A 19,606-nucleotide genomic window follows, 5' to 3' on the forward strand; every position below is an offset into this window, starting at 1 on the left:
GTCATGCTGCCCTTGGTTGTCCAGAACCATCCGAACCGCGCGCTCGCGGACTTCGGGAGAAGACTTGTTCGCTGTCTTGCTCATGATGCTCCATCCTACTCAAGAGTTGGAGCCTCCGACAAACCCGGCGCGGTTCATAGCGTCCTTCACGGCGAGAAAGGTAGGAAGCGCAAGCCATGGCATCTCCGTGTACATTTGTGCGAGATGTCTCACAGCTTCTGGAACCTCTGTTCCATGTAACTGGCTGATATTGCTTGCGTACTCAAAATGGTAGCGGAGGAGGGATTCGAACCCCCGACACAAGGATTATGATTCCTCTGCTCTAACCGACTGAGCTACTCCGCCGCCAGGAGGCTTCAGGAACCAGTGTCGAAACCAGTCCGGTGCCTCACGAAGACGCGCGGATATAAGGTGGCGTTGTCTGTTGTGTCAAGCGGGGGAGACCGTTTCTTCGGGGAATTTGTCGTGGCTTACAAATTCGCTTAAGAAATGACCGGGTTTTCAAGGGCAGGGTTGAGTCGCGGGGGCGGCGTCTGTATGTGTTTTCAGCGCCAAAATCTCGGGCGAAGGATTTTATGAAACCGCGTATTGCCGTACTCGGATGTGGCTATTGGGGCTCTAACCACATTCGCACGCTTAAGTCTCTCGGAGTGCTGGCTGCCGTGTCCGATGCCAATGAGGCGCGGGCTGAAGGCTTTGCCAGCGAGCATGATTGTGTGGCGATATCGCCGGAAGCGCTTTTCGAGCATGCCGGGATCGACGCAATCGTTCTGGCCCTGCCGCCGCAGTTTCATGCCGAGTATGCCATTCGCGCCATGCGCTCCGGCAAGGACGTTCTTGTCGAGAAACCGATTGCTCTCACGGTGGATGATGCGCAGCGCGCCGTTGCCGTCGCGCGCGAAACCGGACGCATCATCATGGTCGGTCATGTGCTGCGCTTTCACCCGGCATTCGAGAAGCTCAAGGAGCTGATCGATAAGGGGGATCTCGGCGAGATCCGCTATATTCACTCGCACCGCCTCGGCCTTGGCAAGTTCCACACCGAGAACGATGCCCTGTGGGATCTGGCGCCGCACGATCTCTCGATGATTCTCGCGCTGACCGGCGTTGCGCCGGAAGAGGTGCGCGGTGAGGGCGCGGCGCTGCTCGATCACCTGAGCGACTTCGCGCATCTGCATATGCGCTTCCCCGGCGGTCTGCGCAGCCATCTCTTCACCTCGAGGCTCAACCCCTATCGCGAGCGCCGCCTGACGGTCGTTGGTGACAAGGCGATGGCTGTGTTCGACGATGTCGAACCATGGGGGCGCAAGCTTGCCGTCTATCGGCATGCGGTCTGGCACGACAGCGGGCACTGGGCCTTCACCACCAATGAGCCGACCTATGTGGATGTGGAAGAGGGAATGCCGCTCACGCGTGAGCTGCAGCATTTCCTCGATTGCATCGAAACGCGCGGCGAGCCGCGCACGACCGGGGAAGAAGCCATTGAGGTTCTTCGTATTCTGACAGCCGGTTCAGTAACACATGGCTGACGCATTTTACGGGACAGGCGAAAGCGTATGCCCCGTAAAAAACTGCGCTTCATCGAGGCCGTGAGCCCGTCGGAAGGCCGGCCTCTCCCGGGCGCGTGTTCTCAGGCGCTCTGGGCCGTTGCCACCAGTCTTGTCAGCTGGGCTTCGGCTTCCCGACCCCGCTCCGAACGCTCGATAAACCCGCCGCCATAGACGCGGGCCTCATTGCCGTCATCCGAGTAAAGCACGCAGGCCTGTCCCGGGGCGACGCCGGCTTCTCCCTCGGTCAGTTCGACCAGGTCACGCCGTTCTCGTGATGCAGCACAGCCGGGCGCGGCGGGCGCGTGGAACGCACCTTCGCGAACACTTCCATGCCGCCCGAGGGCAATTCGCCGAGCGGGCTGTCGCCCAGCCAGTTGACCTGGCGCAGAAAGACCTTATGCGTTTCCAGCGCCTCACGTGGCCCGACGATGACGCGTGCATTTGCTGCATCCAGATGCACCACATAGAGCGGCTCACCTGTCGCCACGCCGATGCCGCGCCGCTGGCCGATCGTGTAATGCATCACGCCGTCATGATGGCCGAGCCTGCGCCCGTCCAGATGCACGATCTCGCCGGGTGTCGCGGCTTCGGGCTTCAGCTTGCTGATGATGTCGGAATATTTGCCGCGCGGCACGAAACAGATGTCCTGGCTGTCCTGCTTGGTGGCGACGCTCAGGCCCATCTCCTCGGCAATGGAACGCACTTCCGGCTTCGACAGACCCCCCAGCGGAAAGCGCAGATAGTCGATCTGCTCCTGCGTTGTGGCGAAGAGGAAATAGCTCTGGTCCCGATCGGCATCCACAGGGCGGGTCAGGGCGCGGTGTGCGCCATTGGCGCGGCTGCGGATATAGTGACCGGTGGCAAGAGCATCGGCACCGAGCTCGCGCGCGGTCTCCAGAAGATCGGCGAATTTGACGGTCTGATTGCACGAAACGCAGGGGATCGGCGTTTCGCCCGCCACATAGCTCTGCGCAAAGGGATCGATCACCGCTTCGCGGAAGCGCTGCTCGTAATTCAGCACGTAGTGCGGAATGCCCAGCGTCTCGGCGACGCGGCGCGCGTCGTCGATGTCCTGACCGGCGCAGCAGGAGCCGGGGCGGTGTGCCGCTTCGCCATGATCGTAGAGCTGCAGGGTCACGCCAACGACGTCATAACCCTGTTTGGCCAGAATTCCGGCGACGACGGAGGAGTCCACGCCGCCAGACATCGCCACCACGATTCGGCAGTCCTGCGGGCGTCCGGGCAGGTCGAGGCTGTTCATTTGCTTGATCTTCTTTGTCTCTGGTCGTGGGCGATTACATGCCAATGCGGCGAATATAGGTCAAGGATCGGGCGGCTGCCAGCACGAAGGTTAACGAGCGGCCTCAAGGGACGGAGCCCGGTTTCCCGGGGCTTTGCTGCCCATCCCGGCGCAATTTGAAACAAATCGGCGGCAAATTCCTAACACGGGATTCATGTCCGTTACCGTATGCTTACCATGTGTTTAGGCAAATTTTAAAGCCGGCGCAGTAGCTTGTGTAACGGGTCTTGAGTTCAGGTAGAGAGTACTATGACCGAAATGGTTCGACCGCGCGTAAAATATGTCATCGGCCCGGATGGCAGTCCGCTGACAATCGCGGACCTGCCTCCGAGCAATACGCGCAGGTGGGTTATCCGTCGCAAGGCGGAAGTGGTGGCCGCAGTGCGCGGTGGGCTTTTGAGCCTTGAGGAGGCCTGTCAGCGTTATCGTCTGACGGTGGAGGAGTTCCTCTCATGGCAGGCTTCCATCGATGATCATGGCCTGGCGGGGCTGCGGACGACACGTATCCAGCAATATCGGCATTGATCCGGTTTCGGCGCGCCCGTCCCAGGAATGGAACAGCGCGGCGACTGCCGTTCAAACCCGAAACGGGCCGGCGCCATGCGCCGGCCTTTTTCTTTTCCGCCAATGCGGCGCCGGCAATGCTGCCCGCGCAGGAATAGCGTGAAGCCGGCGTTGGTGCACGGCTGCGTTTTCATCGGGTTTGGGTGGGCACAACGAAAAACGACAGGGAGACCCTGCCGTTCAAACCGGTTCCTCGATGTGATGTGGCTGTGGGAAGAGTGATCAGCCCGTCATTGCGCGCGATGCTGCGGCATCCGGCCTTCCGCGTCCGTCACGATTCTCCAGTGCCTCGGCCTTGGCAAGCTCGGCTTCGGCCTCGGTAAGCTCCGCTTCGGCGGATTTGCGCTGTTCGATCAGCTCGGCCTGCGATGTGCGCAGGTTGTCACGGCGCAGCCGCGCGCCTTGGCGAAAGTCGGATAGGCAAAATGGTTGAGGTCGGTGATGCCGGCCTTCGTTTCCTCGGACGTGATCTGTGCATCGAGTTCCGCGGCCATGCGGTCGAACTCGGCAATCATCGAATCCAGCTGCGCCATGCGGCGGCGCTTCTCATTAACCTGAAACTGCTTCAGTCGAACGAGGTTTTCACGCGGCTTCATACTCGATACTCCCACAATACGCACACACCAGCGCCCCTCGGCGGCTGTCCGTCCCGTTTACGCCGGGGCAGTCATCCCATGGTAATCGCACTTAGGAAACAAATTCCTAAGATTTGACCCCTTCGGTAACCATTCGTTTACGGGCATTGTTAATCATAAGGACGATGGCTTAAGGCACGGTAAAGATTATGCGTCAGAAAGCCGTAATTTGATTGCTGGGAGAGTCGGTTAGCTGAAATTGCTAATGTGATTCGATCTGTTTAAGAGCGGATATTTGACCATTGGAATCAATGCGGTGCCTTCGAAAGCTGAAAAGGGAATCTGGTGCTTGCCAGACCGAATTAGATTTTGTTAACCATTAACTGGCAGCCTCCGATTCAGGCAATCATTGCTTCGGTGCCGGGTGCCTGCCAGGCCGGGTCGGCGGCGAAAAGGGGATAAAGATGCGCGTTTTGCTGATTGAAGACGACAGTGCCACGGCACAGAGCATCGAACTGATGCTCAAGTCCGAGAGCTTCAATGTCTATACGACGGACCTCGGAGAAGAGGGCGTCGATCTCGGTAAGCTCTACGACTACGATATTATTCTGCTCGATCTCAACCTGCCGGATATGTCGGGTTACGAGGTTCTGCGGACACTGCGCCTTTCGAAGGTGAAGACGCCGATCCTTATTCTCTCCGGCATGGCCGGTATCGAGGACAAGGTGCGCGGCCTGGGCTTTGGCGCAGACGATTACATGACCAAGCCGTTCCACAAGGACGAGCTGGTGGCGCGCATTCATGCCATCGTGCGCCGTTCCAAGGGGCATGCCCAGTCGGTCATCACGACAGGCGATCTGATCGTCAATCTCGACGCCAAGACGGTCGAGGTCGGTGGTCAGCGTGTTCACCTGACCGGCAAGGAATACCAGATGCTGGAGCTGCTTTCGCTCCGTAAGGGAACGACGCTCACCAAGGAAATGTTCCTCAACCACCTTTATGGCGGCATGGATGAGCCGGAACTGAAGATCATCGACGTGTTTATCTGCAAGCTTCGCAAGAAGCTGGATGCGGCGTCCGGCGGTCAAAATTTCATCGAGACGGTATGGGGCCGCGGTTATGTGCTGCGCGAGCCCGAGGAAATTCGCGAAAGCGCCTGATCCTGCTCCTGCATCCCCTTCAAGAACGCGCAAACCCGGCCGCGAGGCCGGGTTTTTTGCGTTTTTAACTTGGTAAGACGTTCGGCAAATGGGTCCTGAACCCTTAAGCTGCCGTTTGAAACTCGCGGAACTGCTCGAGCAACTGGGCGCGGGTGAAGGGTTTTAGCATATAGCCCTGCGCACCGGCACGCTTGGCCCGCATGATCGCGCCGAGGTCGAGTTCGGCCAGACACAGAAGCACATGCGGTTTGAATTCGGCTGGAAGCGCCATCAGTCGGCGCACAAGGTCGCTCGAATCCATGTCCGGCAGCGAACTGTCGATAATGATGATATCGGCCATATCATGGGCGGAGAGGTCGAGCGCCTCCTGTCCAGTGGCGGCCTCCGTGACCATCATCTCAGCACTGGTCAGGATCCGTTTGGCGACTTTCCGGATAACGCTCGAATCGTCGACGATCAGGCAGCGAGCCATCTTCCATACCCTTTCACGCAATGCAGTCTGCCGCTGACAGCAGACAGGGGGACTATGACGCAACGCTGGTAAAGCCGCCGCAAAGACTTATGGTTAAAAGTCTATTTTCTCGCGGACAGGATGATTTCTTCTGCTGTTGCGCGAATGTTGACGGTCATGCCGGTCTCACGGGCCAGCAGCAGCGTGTAGTAAAACTGTACGCTGTGGGCGTCGATCGGCTCTTCGGGCCTGCTTCCCGAATGAAGCTCCAGAAATTTCGGCGGCACGCGAAGCATCGGGCCTTCCGCAGCGATCCTGAAGGCGGGAGCGTTATCCAGGTCTTCCAGGTAAACACGCAGTTTGCCACCGCGCGGAATGGCGGAATTGGCGACCAGCAGCAGGTTCAGCAGAAGCTTTACCTGGTTTTTGGGCAAAAGCGCGCGGGCGCCGTGCCACTCGAGGTCAGGCTTTTCGTTGGAGATGAAGGCCGTCGCCACCGATTGCGCGTCGCCGGTGTCTATCTGCATGCCCGCCGATCCGGCCGCGCCGAAGGCGATGCGCGCAAACTGCAGCCGTGCCGAGGCGTTTACCGCGCTGGCGCGGATCAGTGCCATCGCATCTTCGTCGGCGCCGCCCTCGTCCAGCAGTTCAAGGCCATTGTTGATGGCACCCACCGGCGAGATGATGTCATGACAAACGCGGCTGCACAGAAGAGCGGCGAGATCGGTCGCGCTCAGCGAGAAAAGTTCGGACATGGGCATCTGTCCTCCAGATGTTGTTGCATCGGGCCATCGCCGCCTGCTGATGCGCGGTGCTGGCCGGTCCTTGCTCTAGATCGCCGCACGTCCGTCAGGACGCACCAGGGACGATCCAAACTATTCATCGAGCATCGGAATAATCCGAAAACCGGATCCCACTTTTCGGTCCGATGCTCTAGTGGTCCTGACTTCGAACAGGTTCCAGTCTCCAACCAAATCCGATCGTAGCCGAATCAGAGCATGGAACGCGCTGCTTCTGGTTACACAGGCGGGCGAAAACCGGCAACAGTTTGGCCGGAAATGGCGTCCGGCGCAGGCGGGCTTTCCGCGCTTCAGGCCATCTGCCGGCCATGTTTCAGCTTGAGGTTAACAGTTGGAAAAGATTCGCGGCCTATTTTGAAGCAATCGTGGCTCAGCGCGGGGTAACGGTGGGCGGTCCAAGACAGCCACTCATGGATGGAGAATGAACAATGCCTGCAAGGCTTTTTGACTGGACGCGGTTCATCCAGGTCGTGCTGGTGGTTTTCGCGGTCGGCCTTGGCGCCATTTCCCTGACCACCAACACGGCGCGGGCCAATAACGGCTATACGGCGCAGGAAATCGTCGATGCCGGGCACGGCTTCTTCGGCGCGACCACAGGCGGTCTGGCGACACTGGTCGAGAAGGTCTTTTCTCAATACGGCTTGCCGAACGGATATGTCCTTGGCGAGGAAGGCTCCGGCGCGTTCATCGGCGGTCTGACCTATGGCGAGGGCATGCTCTACACAAAGAACGCCGGTGATCATAAGGTGTTCTGGCAGGGGCCCTCGATTGGCTGGGACTATGGCGGCCAGGGATCACGGGTCATGATCCTCGTCTACAATCTCAATTCGGTGAACGATCTTTACCGTCGTTTCGGCGGTGTTGCCGGCTCTGCCTATCTGGTGGCCGGCCTTGGCTTCAACGCGCTCACCAATGACAACATGATCCTGGTTCCAATCCGCACCGGGGTCGGTGCGCGGCTCGGCGTCAATCTGGGGTATCTGAAGATGACCCCGCAGCGACCTGGAACCCTTTCTGACGTGGTTTCGAATGGCGGCGCGTTGAACAATCCCGCGCCGCTGCGAAGGGCGAAAACCGCTTCACGAGCGTATCAGCTTGACCTGCGTGTCGTTTTGCGTGACCCAATGAGGTGACAACTGCAGATGCAGGGCTTCGCTGAAGATATGGGTTTCATGCGGTGATCACGACGATACTGCTCATTCTGCTGGGCTTTTTCATTGCGGGGTTTCTCGCCCTTTTGCTTGCGCCGCTTGTGTGGCGCAGGGCAGTGAGGCTCACCACAAAGCGCATCGAAGCCAGCCTGCCGCTTTCTGCCAACGAACTTGAGGCAGAGAAGGACCGGCTGCGTGCCAGCCATGCAATGGCGGCCCGCCGACTCGAAATGAACATCGAGAACCTCAACCGAAAGACTTCGTCGCAACTGGTCGAGCTTGCGCGTCTGAGCGATGAGGCGCGACAGCTTGCCGAAGAGCGTGACGCGCAGGACAGGGTGATCGCCGATCTGCGGGATGAAACGGAAAAACAGCGCGCTGCGCTGGCGGAAAACGCCGCGATCATTTCCACGCTCGAAACAAGGCTGGACGAAGCGGTTTCCGAGCTGGAAGTGCGCGGCACGGCGCTGATGGAGCTCAATGATCGCTACGAGGAAGAACGCCTGCTGGCGAGCAGCCGGCAGATCGAAATGGTCGCCCGCGAAACGGAACTGCGCAAGGTCGAGGACGATCTGGCCGAGCTTCGCCGCGATCGCAAGGATGCCATTCGTGCGGGCCGCGATGCCGAGGCAGCGCGCAAGGAGGCGGAGGCCGGTCTGAAGGTGGCGGAGAAGCGCAATGCGGATCTTCAGAAAAAAATGGAGAGCCAGATGAGGGCGCTTTACGAAAACGAGGAAAAGCTGGAACGCCGTGAGGCCGAGATTGCCCGTTTGCGCAAGGAAATGAATGCGGCAAGCGAGGCTAGCCTGTCTGATCAGGCCACGCGCCGATTGATGGAGGCCGAGGCGGAAAGCGACCGGCTCTCCCGCGAGCTTGCCGACAAATCCCTGCAGCTGCGTACGCTTCTGGCTGATGCCGGTGGTCGGACCGCCGCGCCTGCAAAGTCCTCGGAGGCCGAACAGGACAAGCTCAAGACACGCATTTCCAGACTGCTTCAGGAAAACAAGAAGCTTCGCGGCGAACTTTCCGAGAGAAAGAGAAACGGCAAGGCCGCTCCCGCAAGCTCAGGCCGCGGGGCAGTCGGACGATGCCCTGCGCGAGCAGATCCACAGCCTTGCTGCCGAGGTGGTCAGTCTCACAGCCGCGCTTGAAGGCGGGGACACACCCATTGCCGACCTTCTGAAACAGGAGGAGGCAGCCGGCGAGGGGCGTCCCCTCAGCCTTGCCGAAAGAGTGCGGACCCTGCGCGATCGTTCCTGAGCGCTCGGGCGATCAGTCCTTGCGCCAGAGCCTGTGCAGGGCGATGGCCGAGGCCGCTGCCACGTTGAGACTGTCGAAATCGGGAGCCATGGCGATGCGCGCGGTTGGAAGCCGCGTCATGTCTTCGTCGGAGAGGCCGTGCCCCTCACTGCCGAGCAGAAGTGCGTGGCGTGGACTGCGCCTGACGTCGGCGATGTCGATTTCCCCGCGCGGGCTCAGGGCCAGAATGGGATAATCCCGGTCCTGCAGCGCCGCCGCAAGCGCAGCCGTGTCGCTGAAGCGGGCGAAGGGCACTTTGAGCGTCGCGCCCACGGAGACGCGGATCGCCTTGCGATAGAGAGGATCGCAGCAATCGTCGGTCAGAAGAACGGCGGCGGCTCCGAATGAAGCGGCGTTGCGGAAGATCGATCCAACATTGTCGTGGTTGGAGATGCCGGAGAGCGCGACGACCAGCGCTTCGTCCGGCAGCGTGTCGAGAAGCGCTTCGCCGCTGGTTTCCGGCTTGCGACCGATGGCGAGGATGCCGCGGTGGATCTCAAATCCGGCGATTTCGTCCATGACCGCGGCGCTGGCGGTGTAGACGGGAACGTTCCGGGGAATACGTTCGATCAGGTCGCCGAGCCCCGAAACGCGGTTTTCGCGCAAAAACACGCTTTCTGCATCGAACCGGCTCGTAGAGAAAAGCACGTTCAGCACCACGCGGCCTTCGGCCACGAAGCGCCCCTGCCGGCCCACGAGGTCGCGTTCGCGGATGTTCCGATAGGCGGCGATGCGTGGATCGTCGGCGCTCTCGATGGGAAGGAATTCCCGTTTCACGCGGCAAGTCCCGCGCGTGCTTCCTTTGCCATGGCGACAAGGGTGGGACGCATCTGGGTCGCGTCGCTCAGCGGAGCAGCGAAAAAGATGCGCAGCGTTTCGTCGCCAAGCGCCAGGTCCAGCCCTTCGGGGTCGATGCCGGTCAGTCGCCATTTGCCGGCGGGTACGCGGGCAAAATGGCGAGCATAGTTTTCGACGGCGTCCGCGTGATCGCTGTTCATATGCGCGATGGCGCCGGCCTCCGCCTCCGCAAGCCCGTCAAGTGCGGCGCTGCCGGTCAGAAGATCGTTGCCGGTGAGCCTGTAGGCACGGGCGAACCCGCCATTCAGAAGTGCGCCCTGCAGCTCCAGCCGGTAGATGATGAAATCGGGAAAATCGACATAGAGTTTTGCCTTGGGGTGGCGGGCGAGATAGCGGCGCCTGACACGCTCGTGGACCTCGCTCCCGCGTTCCAGCCGGGAGGCGACGGTCTTGATAGAAAGGCGCGGATGCGCCAGCGGGTCGCCCTTGCCGGGCTCGCCGATCATGAGTGAGCAGCGCGGATCGGTCTCAAGGCCCTTCGTGTGTGCGGAAAGGCCGGAAACGAGAATGAGCGGCGTCCCGTCGAGATCGGTCGCGGTGGCGACGCGGGTGGCAAAGGGCGCGCCGTCCTCAGTGTCAATGGTTGCCAGTGCGCCATAACGTGCGATCCGCAACAGCGTCTTTGCAAGGCGAATGGCATCGGCATCGGTTTCGAGAATGACGTCTTTCTGTTTTTCTGCGCTCATCGCTGCCTCAATCCGTTGAAGCGTCTCCTTCGCCTATGATGCCTTCGGCTGCAAGTCTCTGTTGTTCTTCTCCGCTGATCCCAAACCGGGCAAGTGACACCGCCGCGCCGGCGGGCGCTGCCGTTTCGCCCGGTGTGCGTGAGAAGCGGGGAGCGGGGGCGGGGCGTGTAAACCCGTGTTTTTCCACTTGGGAGTGGCGGGCGCGGCTGTGCGGATGAGCAGCAGCTTCCCCGGGTGTGAGGACCGGTGCGACACAGGCGTCCGAGTTTTCAAAGCGCTCGATCCAGAATGCACGATCCTGCGCGCCGAAGCGCCGGGCGATTGCCGCGCGCATGTCCGGCCAGCGTGCCTGATCGTATTGTGCTGCGGCTAGCTCGGTCTCCAGCGGCAGAAGACGTGCGAACTCGGCAAAGAACAGCGGCTCGAGGCAGGCGACGGCCATATGCCGGCCGTCTGCCGTTTCATAGGTGTCGTAGAACGGCGCGCCACCGTCGAGCAGGTTGGTGCCGCGTTCCTGCCGCCAGAAACCCGTTGCCATAAAACCGAAAAAGGGCGCGGCCAGCATCGAGGCGCCGTCGATCATCGCCGCATCGACGATCTGTCCTTTGCCTGACCGGGTTCTCTCCAGAAGCGCTGCCAGAATGCCGGCGATGAGAAACATTGTTCCCCCGCCATAGTCGCCCACGAGATTGAGTGGCGGAACCGGGCGTTCATCCCTGCGCCCGATCATGGAGAGCACGCCGGAATAAGCGAGATAGGTCAGGTCGTGCCCGGCTCGCTGCGCCAGCGGACCGTTCTGCCCGAACCCCGTCATCCGGGCGTAGACGAGGCCGGGGTTGGCGCCAAGGGCTGCATCGGGTCCCGCGCCCAGACGTTCCATCACACCTGGGCGAAACCCCTCCATCAACACATCGGTCTGGTGGATCATGCGCATGAGCAGTTCCCGCCCGACCGGGTGTTTCAGGTCGAGCTTCAGGATTTTCCGGCCATGGCGGTCGAGATCGTATTGTGGCGGGACTTTGAGAAAGTCGCGTCTGGCATCCCTGCGCTCGATGCGTAAAACCGCCGCGCCCATCTCGGCCAGCATGAGCCCGGCCAGCGGAACGGGCCCCAGCCCCGCCATCTCTATGACGGTGAAGCCCGCGAGCGGGCCTTTTCGGTCATCGCCTGTGTCTGGGCCCATGTCTGGCCTATTTCGGGGCCATGCGGATCGCGCCGTCGAGGCGGATCGTTTCGCCGTTCAGCATCTGGTTTTCGACGATGTGGCAGGCAAGCGCTGCATATTCGGAAGGCTCGCCGAGGCGAGGCGGGAAGGGCACCTGCTGCCCGAGCGAAGCCTGTGCGTCCTCCGGCAGGCCGGCCATCATCGGCGTCTTGAAGATGCCCGGCGCTATGGTGCACACGCGAATTCCCGAGCGCGAAAGGTCGCGCGCTATGGGCAGTGTCATGCCCACCACGCCGCCCTTGGAGGCGGAGTAGGCGACCTGGCCGATCTGTCCGTCGAAGGCGGCGACCGAGGCCGTGTTGACGATGACGCCACGCTCTCCGCCGTCAAGCGGCTCCAGTTCCTGCGTTGCGGCTGCAAACAGCCGGATCATGTTGAACGTGCCAAGGAGATTGATCTCGATCACCCTGCGATAAAGATCGAGCGGATGCGGTCCATCCTTGCCGACGGTCTTCATCGCAATGGCAATGCCGGCACAGTTGACGAGAATGCGGGGGGCGCCAAGCTTTTCCGTGGCTTCCCTGAGTGCCGCTTTGGCGTCATCCTCGCTTGTGACGTCACACTTGACGGCAATGCCGCCGACGTCGCTGGCCACCACCCTGGCCCTGTCCATGCCGACATCGGCGATGGCGATTTTGGCCCCTTTGGCAGCCAGTGCCCGCGCGGTTGCCTCACCAAGCCCCGAGCCGCCGCCCGTGACCAGCGCAACGATGCCGGATGGATTCATGTGATTGCCTCCCTCATTGTCTCCTGAGGACAGTAGCGAGGGAGGCCGGTCTGGAAAAGGTGTCCCTGTGCAATGCCGCTGTGTGCGCGGCAGGCTCAGCGCCTGATGATGGCGCCGAGCACGTCGCGGATGCCGATGGCGCCGACGAAACGTGACGCTTCGTCGAAGAGTGCCACCGGTGCCGTCTGGGATTGCTGCATGGCGCGCATTACCGTTCGCAGCGGCGTGCCCGCCGTTGCCCAGAAGACCTTTGGCCGGTCTTCAGGCAGGTCCTCGATGTTGTCGCATGAGACCCAGATGGCCGGCTTGCCGTTGCGTTCGGCATCGACCACCAGCATGTTTTCGTCGAACCTGAAACGCGTTGTCTGTCGCCGGTCGAGCCAGAGCCAGCCTTCGCCGGCTGCTTCCAGGTCGCGCACGTCACGCATCACGTTCCAGGCCGTCAGCACCGAGAGCGGGTTCACATTGGAAATGAAGTCCCGCACATAGTCGTTCTCCGGCGCCAGCACGATGTCTTCCGGCGTGCCGGTCTGCACGATCCGCCCGCCTTCCATGATGGAGATGCGGTTGCCGATCTTGAGCGCTTCCTCCAGATCGTGGCTGACGAACAGGATGGTTTTCTTCAGACGCTCCTGAAGTTCGAGCAGCTCATCCTGCAGTTTGGTGCGGATGAGCGGATCGAGCGCAGAGAACGGCTCGTCCATGAGCAGGATCGGCGCTTCCGTGGCAAAGGCACGCGCAAGGCCGACGCGCTGCTGCATTCCGCCCGAAAGCTCATGGGCATATTTGTCGGCCCAGTCGGTCAGATGCACCAGCTCGAGCTGCGCCATCACGCGTTCCTTGCGCTCGTTTGCAGGTACGCCGGCCAGTTCCAGCCCGAAGCCGACATTCTCCGCCACGGTGCGCCAGGGCAGGAGGGCGAACTGCTGAAAGACCATCGCCACGCATTCGCGGCGGATCTTGCGCAGTTCGGCCGGCGAACAGTTCACCACGTCGGCCTGCCAGTCACCGTCATGGACGACGACATTGCCGCGGGCCACGGTGTTGAGCCGGTTCACCGCGCGCAACAATGTGGATTTTCCGGAGCCTGACAGGCCCATCAATACGGAAATCTCGCCACGCTCCACGGTCAGGTCGCAGTTTGCACAACCGAGCACCGCGCCAGTTTCGGCGAGAATTTCCTCGCGGTTCTTGCCGGCATCTACCAGCGGAAGCGCATCTGCCTTCTGCCGTTCGTCGCCGAACAGGATGTCGACCTTCTGAAAATCGATGGCAACGCTCATTTGTCGCTCCCCCGCTCGATGCGCGCGATGCGGTCGAGAATGATCGCCAGCACGACGATGGCGAGGCCGGCTTCAAGCCCGAGCGGGATGTTGACCGAGTTGAGCGCACGCACCACCGGCTTGCCGAGCCCGTCGGCGCCGATCAGTGCTGCGATGACGACCATGGACAGCGAGAGCATGATGCACTGCGTCAGTCCGGCCATGATGGAGGGCAGGGCGGCGGGCAGTTCCACCTTCCACAGGAGCTGCCGTTTGGTGGCGCCGAAAGCCTGGCCGGCCTCCAGCATGGGCTGGGGAACGGAGGTGATGCCGAGATAGGTGAGCCGGATCGGCGCCGGCGATGCGAAAATGACTGTCACGATCAGACCGGGGGCGGCACCGAGACCGAACAGGATCAGCACCGGGATCAGATAAACGAAGGTGGGCAGTGTCTGCATCAGGTCGAGTATCGGGCGCAGCACCTTGTAGACACGCGCATTGTGCGCCGCCCAGATGCCAACGGGCACGCCGATCGCCATGGAGACAGCCGCTGCCGCCACGACAAGCACCAGCGTCTCCACGGTTTCTTCCCATAAACCCTGATTGATGATGAAGAGAAGGCCGACAGCGACGCCGATTGCAAGCTTCCAGGAACGCTGCAGCGCATAGGCCAGTGCTGCAATGGCCAGCACCAGAACGATGGGTGGAATGGCGAGGAGAATGTCCACCAGACCGTCCAGCACATCGGCCAGAATGTCTGCCAGCGTATCGAACAGCCAGGCGAAATTGGTGGTCAGGAAATCAAAAAAATCTCGGCCCCACCGGCCGATGGGAATTTTCCAGTCAGCGATCCATTCTGAAAGAGGGTCCATGAGCCCGAATGGTTCCTTTCTTTGGATTTCTTCTTATGCGTCGTGCTCGCCATTCATTTGGCGGCTGCCCGGCTTGCCGGCCGGAGGGGAGCGGTGCGAAACGCCTTGACTGGCGCGTCGCACCGTCCTGTCGTTTACATGCCCAGATGCGCCTTCACGGCGTCGAGGCCGGCATCGCCGCCGAACGTCGTCACGCCTTCGAGCCACGGGCCGAGTGCGTCCGGATTGGCCTTGAGCCATTCTTCAGCGGCCTTTTGCGGTTCGGCACCGTCGTCAAGAATCTTGCCCATGATCTCGTTCTCCATCTGGAGCGAGAAGACCATGTTCTTCAACAGCTTGCCGAGGTTGGGGCATTCTTCGGAAAGGCCCGCTCGCGTGTTGGTGTGAACCGTCGCCCCGCCATAGTTCGGGCCGAACACATCGTCACCGCCTTCCAGGTAGGCCATCTCGATATTGGCGTTCATCGGGTGCGGTTCCCAGCCGAGGAACACCACGTGCTCCTTCGATCCCACGGCGCGGCGCACCTGCGAGAGCATGCCGGCTTCCGAGCTTTCCACCACTTCGAAATCCTTGAGGCCGAACGTGTCGTTCTCGATCATGTCGAGGATCAGCCGGTTGCCGTCATTGCCGGGCTCGATGCCGTAGATCTTGCCGTCCAGCTCGTCGGCAAACTTGGCGATATCGGCAAAGCTCTTCAGGCCGGCATCATAGGTATATTGCGGAACGGCCAGCGTGTATTTCGCGCCTTCCAGATTGGTCACCACGGTTTCAACCGTGCCATCCTCGCGGTAAGGCGCGATGTCGGCCTCCATGGTCGGCATCCAGTTGCCGAGGAAGACGTCCACATCGTCGTTCTTGAGCGATGCATAGGTGACCGGCACGGAAAGAACCTGCGTCTCGGGCTCGTAACCGAGGCCTTCGAGCACCACCGATGCGGTCGCCGTCGTGGCCGTGATGTCGGTCCAGCCGACGTCGGAGAAGGTGATGGCTTTGCAGGAATCCGGGTCGGCGGCGAAGGCGGTGCCCGATGCCAGGCTTGCAGCAAGCCCGAGGATCAGGGGCGCTTTTCGGCTGGATAACATGACGGCTCTCCTCTGTGGTTGTTGTTCGGCAGAGCGCGGGTCTTAACCGGCTTTGCGCATTATTTCAAAGGCAAGCACCAATTCAGGGTCGCTGCAAGCACAAAGAGGTGTCTGTTTGCGCCATACAACGTGCCGTATGCGACGGTATTCTGGTGGAAGAAAACAATCGGGCGTTTTCTGGCCGGCGGATGTGGTGTTTAAGAGCGCGAACGATACAGGCAGCGCGATGGCAAAGCTCTACTTCCACTACGCGACCATGAATGCCGGCAAGTCGACCATGCTTCTGCAGGCATCCTACAATTACCGCGAGCGCGGGATGAACACGATGCTGTTCGTCGCGGGCCACTACCGCAAGGAAGATGGCGGCTACATTTCCTCGCGCATCGGCCTCGACAGCGATGCGGAGATGTTCCGAGACGGCGACGACCTTTTTGCGCGCATCGCCGAGCACCACGACCACACGACGGTGCACTGCGTTTTTGTCGACGAGGCGCAGTTTCTGGAAGAAGAACAGGTCTGGCAGCTTGCCCGCGTGGCAGACAGGCTGGGCATCCCGGTCATGTGCTACGGGCTGAGGACCGATTTTCAGGGCAATCTCTTCACCGGATCGCAGGCACTCCTGGCGCTGGCGGACGAGCTGCGCGAGGTGCGCACGATCTGCCGCTGTGGCCGCAAGGCCACCATGGTGGTTCGGCTGGGGCCGGACGGCAAGGTTGCCAGGAAGGGCGCGCAGGTCGCCATCGGCAAGGATGTCTACGTTTCGCTTTGCCGAAAGCACTGGGAAGAAGAGATGGGCCGCTGGAAGGCGGAAGATCTCGTGGGTTTTGCCGGCAGCGCTGCCGAGTAGCCTGCCCGCTCAGGCGACACCGAGAAAACGGATCAGCGCATAGCTCGCCACACCCAGAGCGGTCAGCGACAGAAGGGCTGCGACGATCACGCGCCCGCCGCTCTTCATCACGCTTCTTATATCGACCGTCAGGCCGAGTGCCGCCATGGCGACGATCGTCAGAAGCCCCGACGTTTCATGCATGACTGGAAGTGCCGGAGCGGGTATGAGGTCTGCCGAGCGCAGCCCCATCATGGCCAGAAAGCCGATGATGAACCAGGGCACCATCTCGAAGAATGTGAGTTTCACGCCGGTCTTGCGGCCATGGGTCAGTCCTAAAAGGAAGATCACCGGCCCGAGCATCAGCACACGAACCAGTTTGACCAGTGTTCCCACCTGAATGCCGATTGGGCCGGCAGGGGCGGCGGCAGCCAGCACCTGAGGCACCGCATAGACCGTGAGGCCGGCAAGCACGCCCGACTGGACCGGGCTCATGCCGATGGCCGCATAGAGGACGGGCAAGAGCAGCACGACAAGAATGCTCAGGAATGCCGTGAAGGACAGGGAGGCGGCCACTTCCGATGCTTCGGCGCGGATCACGGGTGCCGCGGCTGCAATGGCCGAATTGCCGCAGATGGAATTGCCGCAGGCGACCAGCGTTGCCAGTCCACGCGAGAGGCCGAGCGCGCGGCTGATCGCATAGCCTGCAAGCAGTGACAGTACGACCACGCCGACAATGCCGCCGACCAGTCCGAACCCTGCATCGCCGAGCGCGCCAAGGCTGATCGAGGCGCCGAGCAAAACGATCGCCACCTCCAGCACGGCTTTGGCGCAAAAATCGATGCCGGGGCGGAGGGCGGGGCTTAACCGGGCGGCGGAGCTTATGGCTGCGCCGAAGAGGATGGCAAGCACCAGTCCCTCAAGCCACGCCTCGCCGAGAAACACCTGTTCTGCCCACGCTGCCGCCAGCGCTGCTGCTGCGACGAGAACAGACAGAACAATGCCGGGGACAAGCTGGAGCGGGTGGCGAAGTGCGGACATGAAGGTGACCTGATGCGAGTACGCATTCTTGGTCGCATGAAGCTTTATCGACTTCTATCGAATAGTCTGGCATATATCGTTCGTGAAAATCGAATGATACCATGACCTTTGAACAATTGCTGATCTTCGTTGCCGTCGCCGAGCGGGAGCACCTGACCCGGGCAGCAAGTGCTGTGGGGCGTACGCCCTCCGCCGTCAGTGCCTCCATCAAGGCGCTTGAGAGCTATTACGGCGTGGAACTCTTTCACCGGGTTGGCCGCCGCATCGAGCTGACGCGTGTGGGCAAGGTATTTCTTGGCGAGGCGCAGGCGACGCTCGCCCGTGTTCGTTCGGCCGAAACCATGCTTTCAGAGCTTGGCGGGCTGCGGCGAGGCACGCTCAATCTCCATGCGAGCCAGACGGTGGCCAGCTACTGGTTGCCGCCGGTGCTCATGCGGTTTCACAAGCTTTACCCCGGCATCTCGTTGAAACTCACTGTGGGCAACACCCGCATGGTGGCAGACGCAATGCTTGAAGGCGTGGCTGAGCTTGGGCTTGTCGAGGGCCGGGTGGATGAACCGGCGCTCACCGTGCGCCGTGTGGATCGCGACGTCATGGCGGTCGTGGTCGCGCCCACACATCCATGGGCCGCAGGCAAGCCGCTTGCGCCGCAAGATCTTGTCGCGGGGTCAACATGGATCATGCGGGAGGAGGGATCGGGCACACGCGCCGCCTTCGAAAGCACGTTAACCGAGATGGGCGTCGACCCAGCTGGGCTCAATCTGGTCATGGAGTTTCCCTCCAATGAGGCGGTGCTTTCCGCCGCGCGCGAGAGTGATTGCGCTGCGGCCATCTCCATGTCGGCTGCCGGACCGCTCATGGAGCGTGGTCTCCTTAAAGTGGCGAATATCGATCTTGGCGCACGCGACTTCAGCCTGCTTCGCCACAGAGAGCGAAGGCAGAGTGGCGCTGCCACTGCGCTTGAGGAATTGTGCGTCGAGGCCGGTAACGTCTTTCAATCGTCAATCGACCCACATATATTTCCGCAACCCTGACCTTTGCGGAGCGTAACAACATGGCCACCTTGCAGAATTTCGACACGGAGATCGCGAAGACCCGTGAGGTGGTCGACGAGATGCGCTCGAAGATCGAGCAGTCGGGCACTGTGCTCGACAAGCTTGCCCGCACTGACGAAAAGATCGGCCAGGCCGATTTCGACATCGAGAATGCCCGCATTCAGGATGTGTTGACGCAGCAGAAGGTGATGGAAACCAACATCGCCGACCTGATCATCGGCCTTGAGGACGCGACCAATGTCTTCGGCTCCGAGTTCGAGAGCATGAAAAGCTATACGGGCTGGGAAAATTTTATCGGCATCTTCTCCAAGCAGAAGAAGCAGCGCATGCGCACCGAGCGCGTCCGCAACATGTCGCTTTCGGGCAATTTGCAGGAATTGCTTGGCAAGTCGGATACGATTACGGGCATTCTGAAGGATCAGAAGCAGGTTCTCGAAGACCGCTACAAGACTTCCGAGGCAAGCCTTGCGCAGGTGATCGAGCGCCGCAAGTCCACCATGACCAATCTGGAGACGACGCAGAAGCGCATCGAGGAACTGAACCCGCTGTTGCTCGACATCGAGAACCGCATTGCCGCTTCCACGAGCCAGAAGGACCGCACGGAGCTTGAGGGCGAACGCTCGAAGCTTGCCACCGAATACAATGAGGCACAGGCGAAAGAGCAGGAACTGCTCGCTGAGAGCCAGACGCTTGAGCGCTACACCTCCATGTTCCAGACCTTCGTGGATTCGCTAAACAACCAGATCGCGGCCCAGTCGACGCTGATCAACAAGCTCACCATCGACACCGAACAGCGCATCGTTCTCTACAAGGCGCTCGAAGATTCATTGAAGACCGCAGCCCAGCAGGATGTCGCCCACCGCATCAACACGCTTGGCTCCAAGGTCGACAACACCGCCGAGGAAACCATGGCCGGCATCGGCGCAGCCGCTCAGCGGCACATTGGCGACCTGCTTGAGCTACACGAGAAAAACATGGTCACCACGGCCGACATCCAGCGCCGCAAGAAGCTTGCCGACGACGCCTTTGCCCGCCGCTTCGAAGACGTGATGAAGAAGCACGACGCCGCGAATTACGTTCGCACCTGATGACGGTATGGGGGAAAACAGACAGTCGGGGCGA

17 protein-coding genes, 1 tRNA gene and 3 pseudogenes are annotated in these 19,606 nt (G+C 61.0%); 8 read left to right on the forward strand and 13 right to left on the reverse strand.

Annotated features, from left to right (window positions below; genetic code table 11):
- Nucleotides 1–268 precede the first annotated feature (268 nt).
- Nucleotides 269–345, reverse strand: a tRNA-Met gene (locus JCM21793_RS10130).
- A gap of 230 nt (nucleotides 346–575) precedes the next feature.
- Here JCM21793_RS10130 and JCM21793_RS10135 point away from each other — a divergent pair.
- Nucleotides 576–1,529 carry a Gfo/Idh/MocA family protein gene (locus JCM21793_RS10135; protein ID WP_025030287.1) on the forward strand — a complete coding sequence of 318 codons (954 nt, stop codon included), beginning with the start codon at nucleotides 576–578 and terminating at the stop codon, nucleotides 1,527–1,529.
- Between the two features lie 101 nt (nucleotides 1,530–1,630).
- On the opposite strand, the pseudogene mnmA reads toward JCM21793_RS10135, so the two are convergent.
- Nucleotides 1,631–2,811, reverse strand: a pseudogene (mnmA, locus tag JCM21793_RS25215) (tRNA 2-thiouridine(34) synthase MnmA).
- 288 nt (nucleotides 2,812–3,099) lie between these two features.
- Between mnmA and sciP the strand changes: the two are divergent.
- On the forward strand, nucleotides 3,100–3,375 hold the full coding sequence (sciP, locus tag JCM21793_RS10145; protein ID WP_007009631.1) for a CtrA inhibitor SciP: 276 nt from the start codon (nucleotides 3,100–3,102) through the stop codon (nucleotides 3,373–3,375).
- A 261-nt stretch (nucleotides 3,376–3,636) separates the two neighbouring features.
- Here sciP and JCM21793_RS25220 read toward each other — a convergent pair.
- Nucleotides 3,637–4,010 (reverse strand): annotated as a pseudogene (locus JCM21793_RS25220) (flagellar export protein FliJ).
- Between the two features lie 443 nt (nucleotides 4,011–4,453).
- On the opposite strand from JCM21793_RS25220, the gene ctrA reads away from it, so the two are divergent.
- Nucleotides 4,454–5,149, forward strand: coding sequence for a response regulator transcription factor CtrA (gene ctrA, locus JCM21793_RS10160; RefSeq protein WP_007009633.1), 696 nt, complete (start codon nucleotides 4,454–4,456; stop codon nucleotides 5,147–5,149).
- Nucleotides 5,150–5,252: 103 nt separating this feature from the next.
- On the opposite strand, the gene JCM21793_RS10165 is transcribed toward ctrA, so the two are convergent.
- Both JCM21793_RS10165 and chpT read right to left on the reverse strand, forming a co-directional pair.
- The gene (locus tag JCM21793_RS10165) at nucleotides 5,253–5,621 is read right to left on the reverse strand and encodes a response regulator (RefSeq protein ID WP_007009634.1); all 369 of its coding nucleotides are present in this window, start codon (nucleotides 5,619–5,621) and stop codon (nucleotides 5,253–5,255) included.
- Between the two features lie 101 nt (nucleotides 5,622–5,722).
- Complete coding sequence (gene chpT, locus JCM21793_RS10170; RefSeq protein ID WP_025030288.1) at nucleotides 5,723–6,355, reverse strand: histidine phosphotransferase ChpT; 633 nt, start codon at nucleotides 6,353–6,355, stop codon at nucleotides 5,723–5,725.
- 473 nt (nucleotides 6,356–6,828) lie between these two features.
- On the opposite strand from chpT, the pseudogene JCM21793_RS25225 reads away from it, so the two are divergent.
- Nucleotides 6,829–7,418, forward strand: a pseudogene (locus tag JCM21793_RS25225) (DUF1134 domain-containing protein).
- A 159-nt stretch (nucleotides 7,419–7,577) separates the two neighbouring features.
- The gene (locus JCM21793_RS25230; RefSeq protein ID WP_244439719.1) at nucleotides 7,578–8,702 is read left to right on the forward strand and encodes a coiled-coil domain-containing protein; all 1,125 of its coding nucleotides are present in this window, start codon (nucleotides 7,578–7,580) and stop codon (nucleotides 8,700–8,702) included.
- Nucleotides 8,703–8,823: 121 nt separating this feature from the next.
- Here JCM21793_RS25230 and JCM21793_RS10185 read toward each other — a convergent pair whose 3' ends face one another.
- The 7 genes from JCM21793_RS10185 to JCM21793_RS10215 all read right to left on the reverse strand — a co-directional run bounded on the left by JCM21793_RS10185 (nucleotide 8,824) and on the right by JCM21793_RS10215 (nucleotide 15,562).
- A complete protein-coding gene (locus tag JCM21793_RS10185; RefSeq protein ID WP_007009638.1) occupies nucleotides 8,824–9,627 on the reverse strand; it encodes a TrmH family RNA methyltransferase in 804 nt (267 codons plus the stop codon).
- Nucleotides 9,624–10,394, reverse strand: a complete 771-nt coding sequence (locus tag JCM21793_RS10190; protein WP_025030289.1) for a HugZ family pyridoxamine 5'-phosphate oxidase — start codon at nucleotides 10,392–10,394, stop codon at nucleotides 9,624–9,626. The genes JCM21793_RS10185 and JCM21793_RS10190 overlap by 4 nt, the downstream gene beginning before the upstream one ends.
- Nucleotides 10,395–10,401: 7 nt before the next feature.
- Nucleotides 10,402–11,577 carry a CaiB/BaiF CoA transferase family protein gene (locus tag JCM21793_RS10195; protein ID WP_025030290.1) on the reverse strand — a complete coding sequence of 392 codons (1,176 nt, stop codon included), beginning with the start codon at nucleotides 11,575–11,577 and terminating at the stop codon, nucleotides 10,402–10,404.
- A 7-nt stretch (nucleotides 11,578–11,584) separates the two neighbouring features.
- Nucleotides 11,585–12,346, reverse strand: a complete 762-nt coding sequence (locus JCM21793_RS10200) for a 3-hydroxyacyl-CoA dehydrogenase (RefSeq protein WP_025030291.1) — start codon at nucleotides 12,344–12,346, stop codon at nucleotides 11,585–11,587.
- Between the two features lie 95 nt (nucleotides 12,347–12,441).
- Nucleotides 12,442–13,629: a choline ABC transporter ATP-binding protein gene (gene choV / locus JCM21793_RS10205; RefSeq protein WP_025030292.1), complete on the reverse strand. Its 1,188-nt coding sequence runs from the start codon at nucleotides 13,627–13,629 to the stop codon at nucleotides 12,442–12,444.
- Nucleotides 13,626–14,480 carry a choline ABC transporter permease subunit gene (gene choW, locus JCM21793_RS10210; RefSeq protein ID WP_025030293.1) on the reverse strand — a complete coding sequence of 285 codons (855 nt, stop codon included), beginning with the start codon at nucleotides 14,478–14,480 and terminating at the stop codon, nucleotides 13,626–13,628. Before choW ends, choV begins: the two co-directional genes overlap by 4 nt.
- A 134-nt stretch (nucleotides 14,481–14,614) precedes the next feature.
- Nucleotides 14,615–15,562 (reverse strand): choline ABC transporter substrate-binding protein, encoded by a 948-nt coding sequence (locus tag JCM21793_RS10215; protein WP_025030294.1) that lies wholly within the window; start codon nucleotides 15,560–15,562, stop codon nucleotides 14,615–14,617.
- A gap of 226 nt (nucleotides 15,563–15,788) precedes the next feature.
- Here JCM21793_RS10215 and JCM21793_RS10220 point away from each other — a divergent pair, with 226 nt between their 5' ends.
- Nucleotides 15,789–16,409 carry a thymidine kinase gene (locus JCM21793_RS10220; RefSeq protein WP_007008707.1) on the forward strand — a complete coding sequence of 207 codons (621 nt, stop codon included), beginning with the start codon at nucleotides 15,789–15,791 and terminating at the stop codon, nucleotides 16,407–16,409.
- A 9-nt stretch (nucleotides 16,410–16,418) separates the two neighbouring features.
- Here JCM21793_RS10220 and JCM21793_RS10225 read toward each other — a convergent pair whose 3' ends face one another.
- Nucleotides 16,419–17,429 (reverse strand): YeiH family protein, encoded by a 1,011-nt coding sequence (locus JCM21793_RS10225; RefSeq protein WP_025030295.1) that lies wholly within the window; start codon nucleotides 17,427–17,429, stop codon nucleotides 16,419–16,421.
- A 101-nt stretch (nucleotides 17,430–17,530) separates the two neighbouring features.
- On the opposite strand from JCM21793_RS10225, the gene JCM21793_RS10230 reads away from it, so the two are divergent.
- Nucleotides 17,531–18,463, forward strand: a complete 933-nt coding sequence (locus JCM21793_RS10230) for a LysR family transcriptional regulator (RefSeq protein WP_025030296.1) — start codon at nucleotides 17,531–17,533, stop codon at nucleotides 18,461–18,463.
- A 20-nt stretch (nucleotides 18,464–18,483) separates the two neighbouring features.
- Complete coding sequence (locus JCM21793_RS10235; RefSeq protein ID WP_025030297.1) at nucleotides 18,484–19,572, forward strand: coiled-coil domain-containing protein; 1,089 nt, start codon at nucleotides 18,484–18,486, stop codon at nucleotides 19,570–19,572.
- Nucleotides 19,573–19,606: the final 34 nt, after the last annotated feature.

It is taken from the genome of Nitratireductor aquibiodomus NL21 = JCM 21793 (genome assembly GCF_000615975.1).
GTDB classification, from domain to species: domain Bacteria; phylum Pseudomonadota; class Alphaproteobacteria; order Rhizobiales; family Rhizobiaceae; genus Nitratireductor; species Nitratireductor aquibiodomus.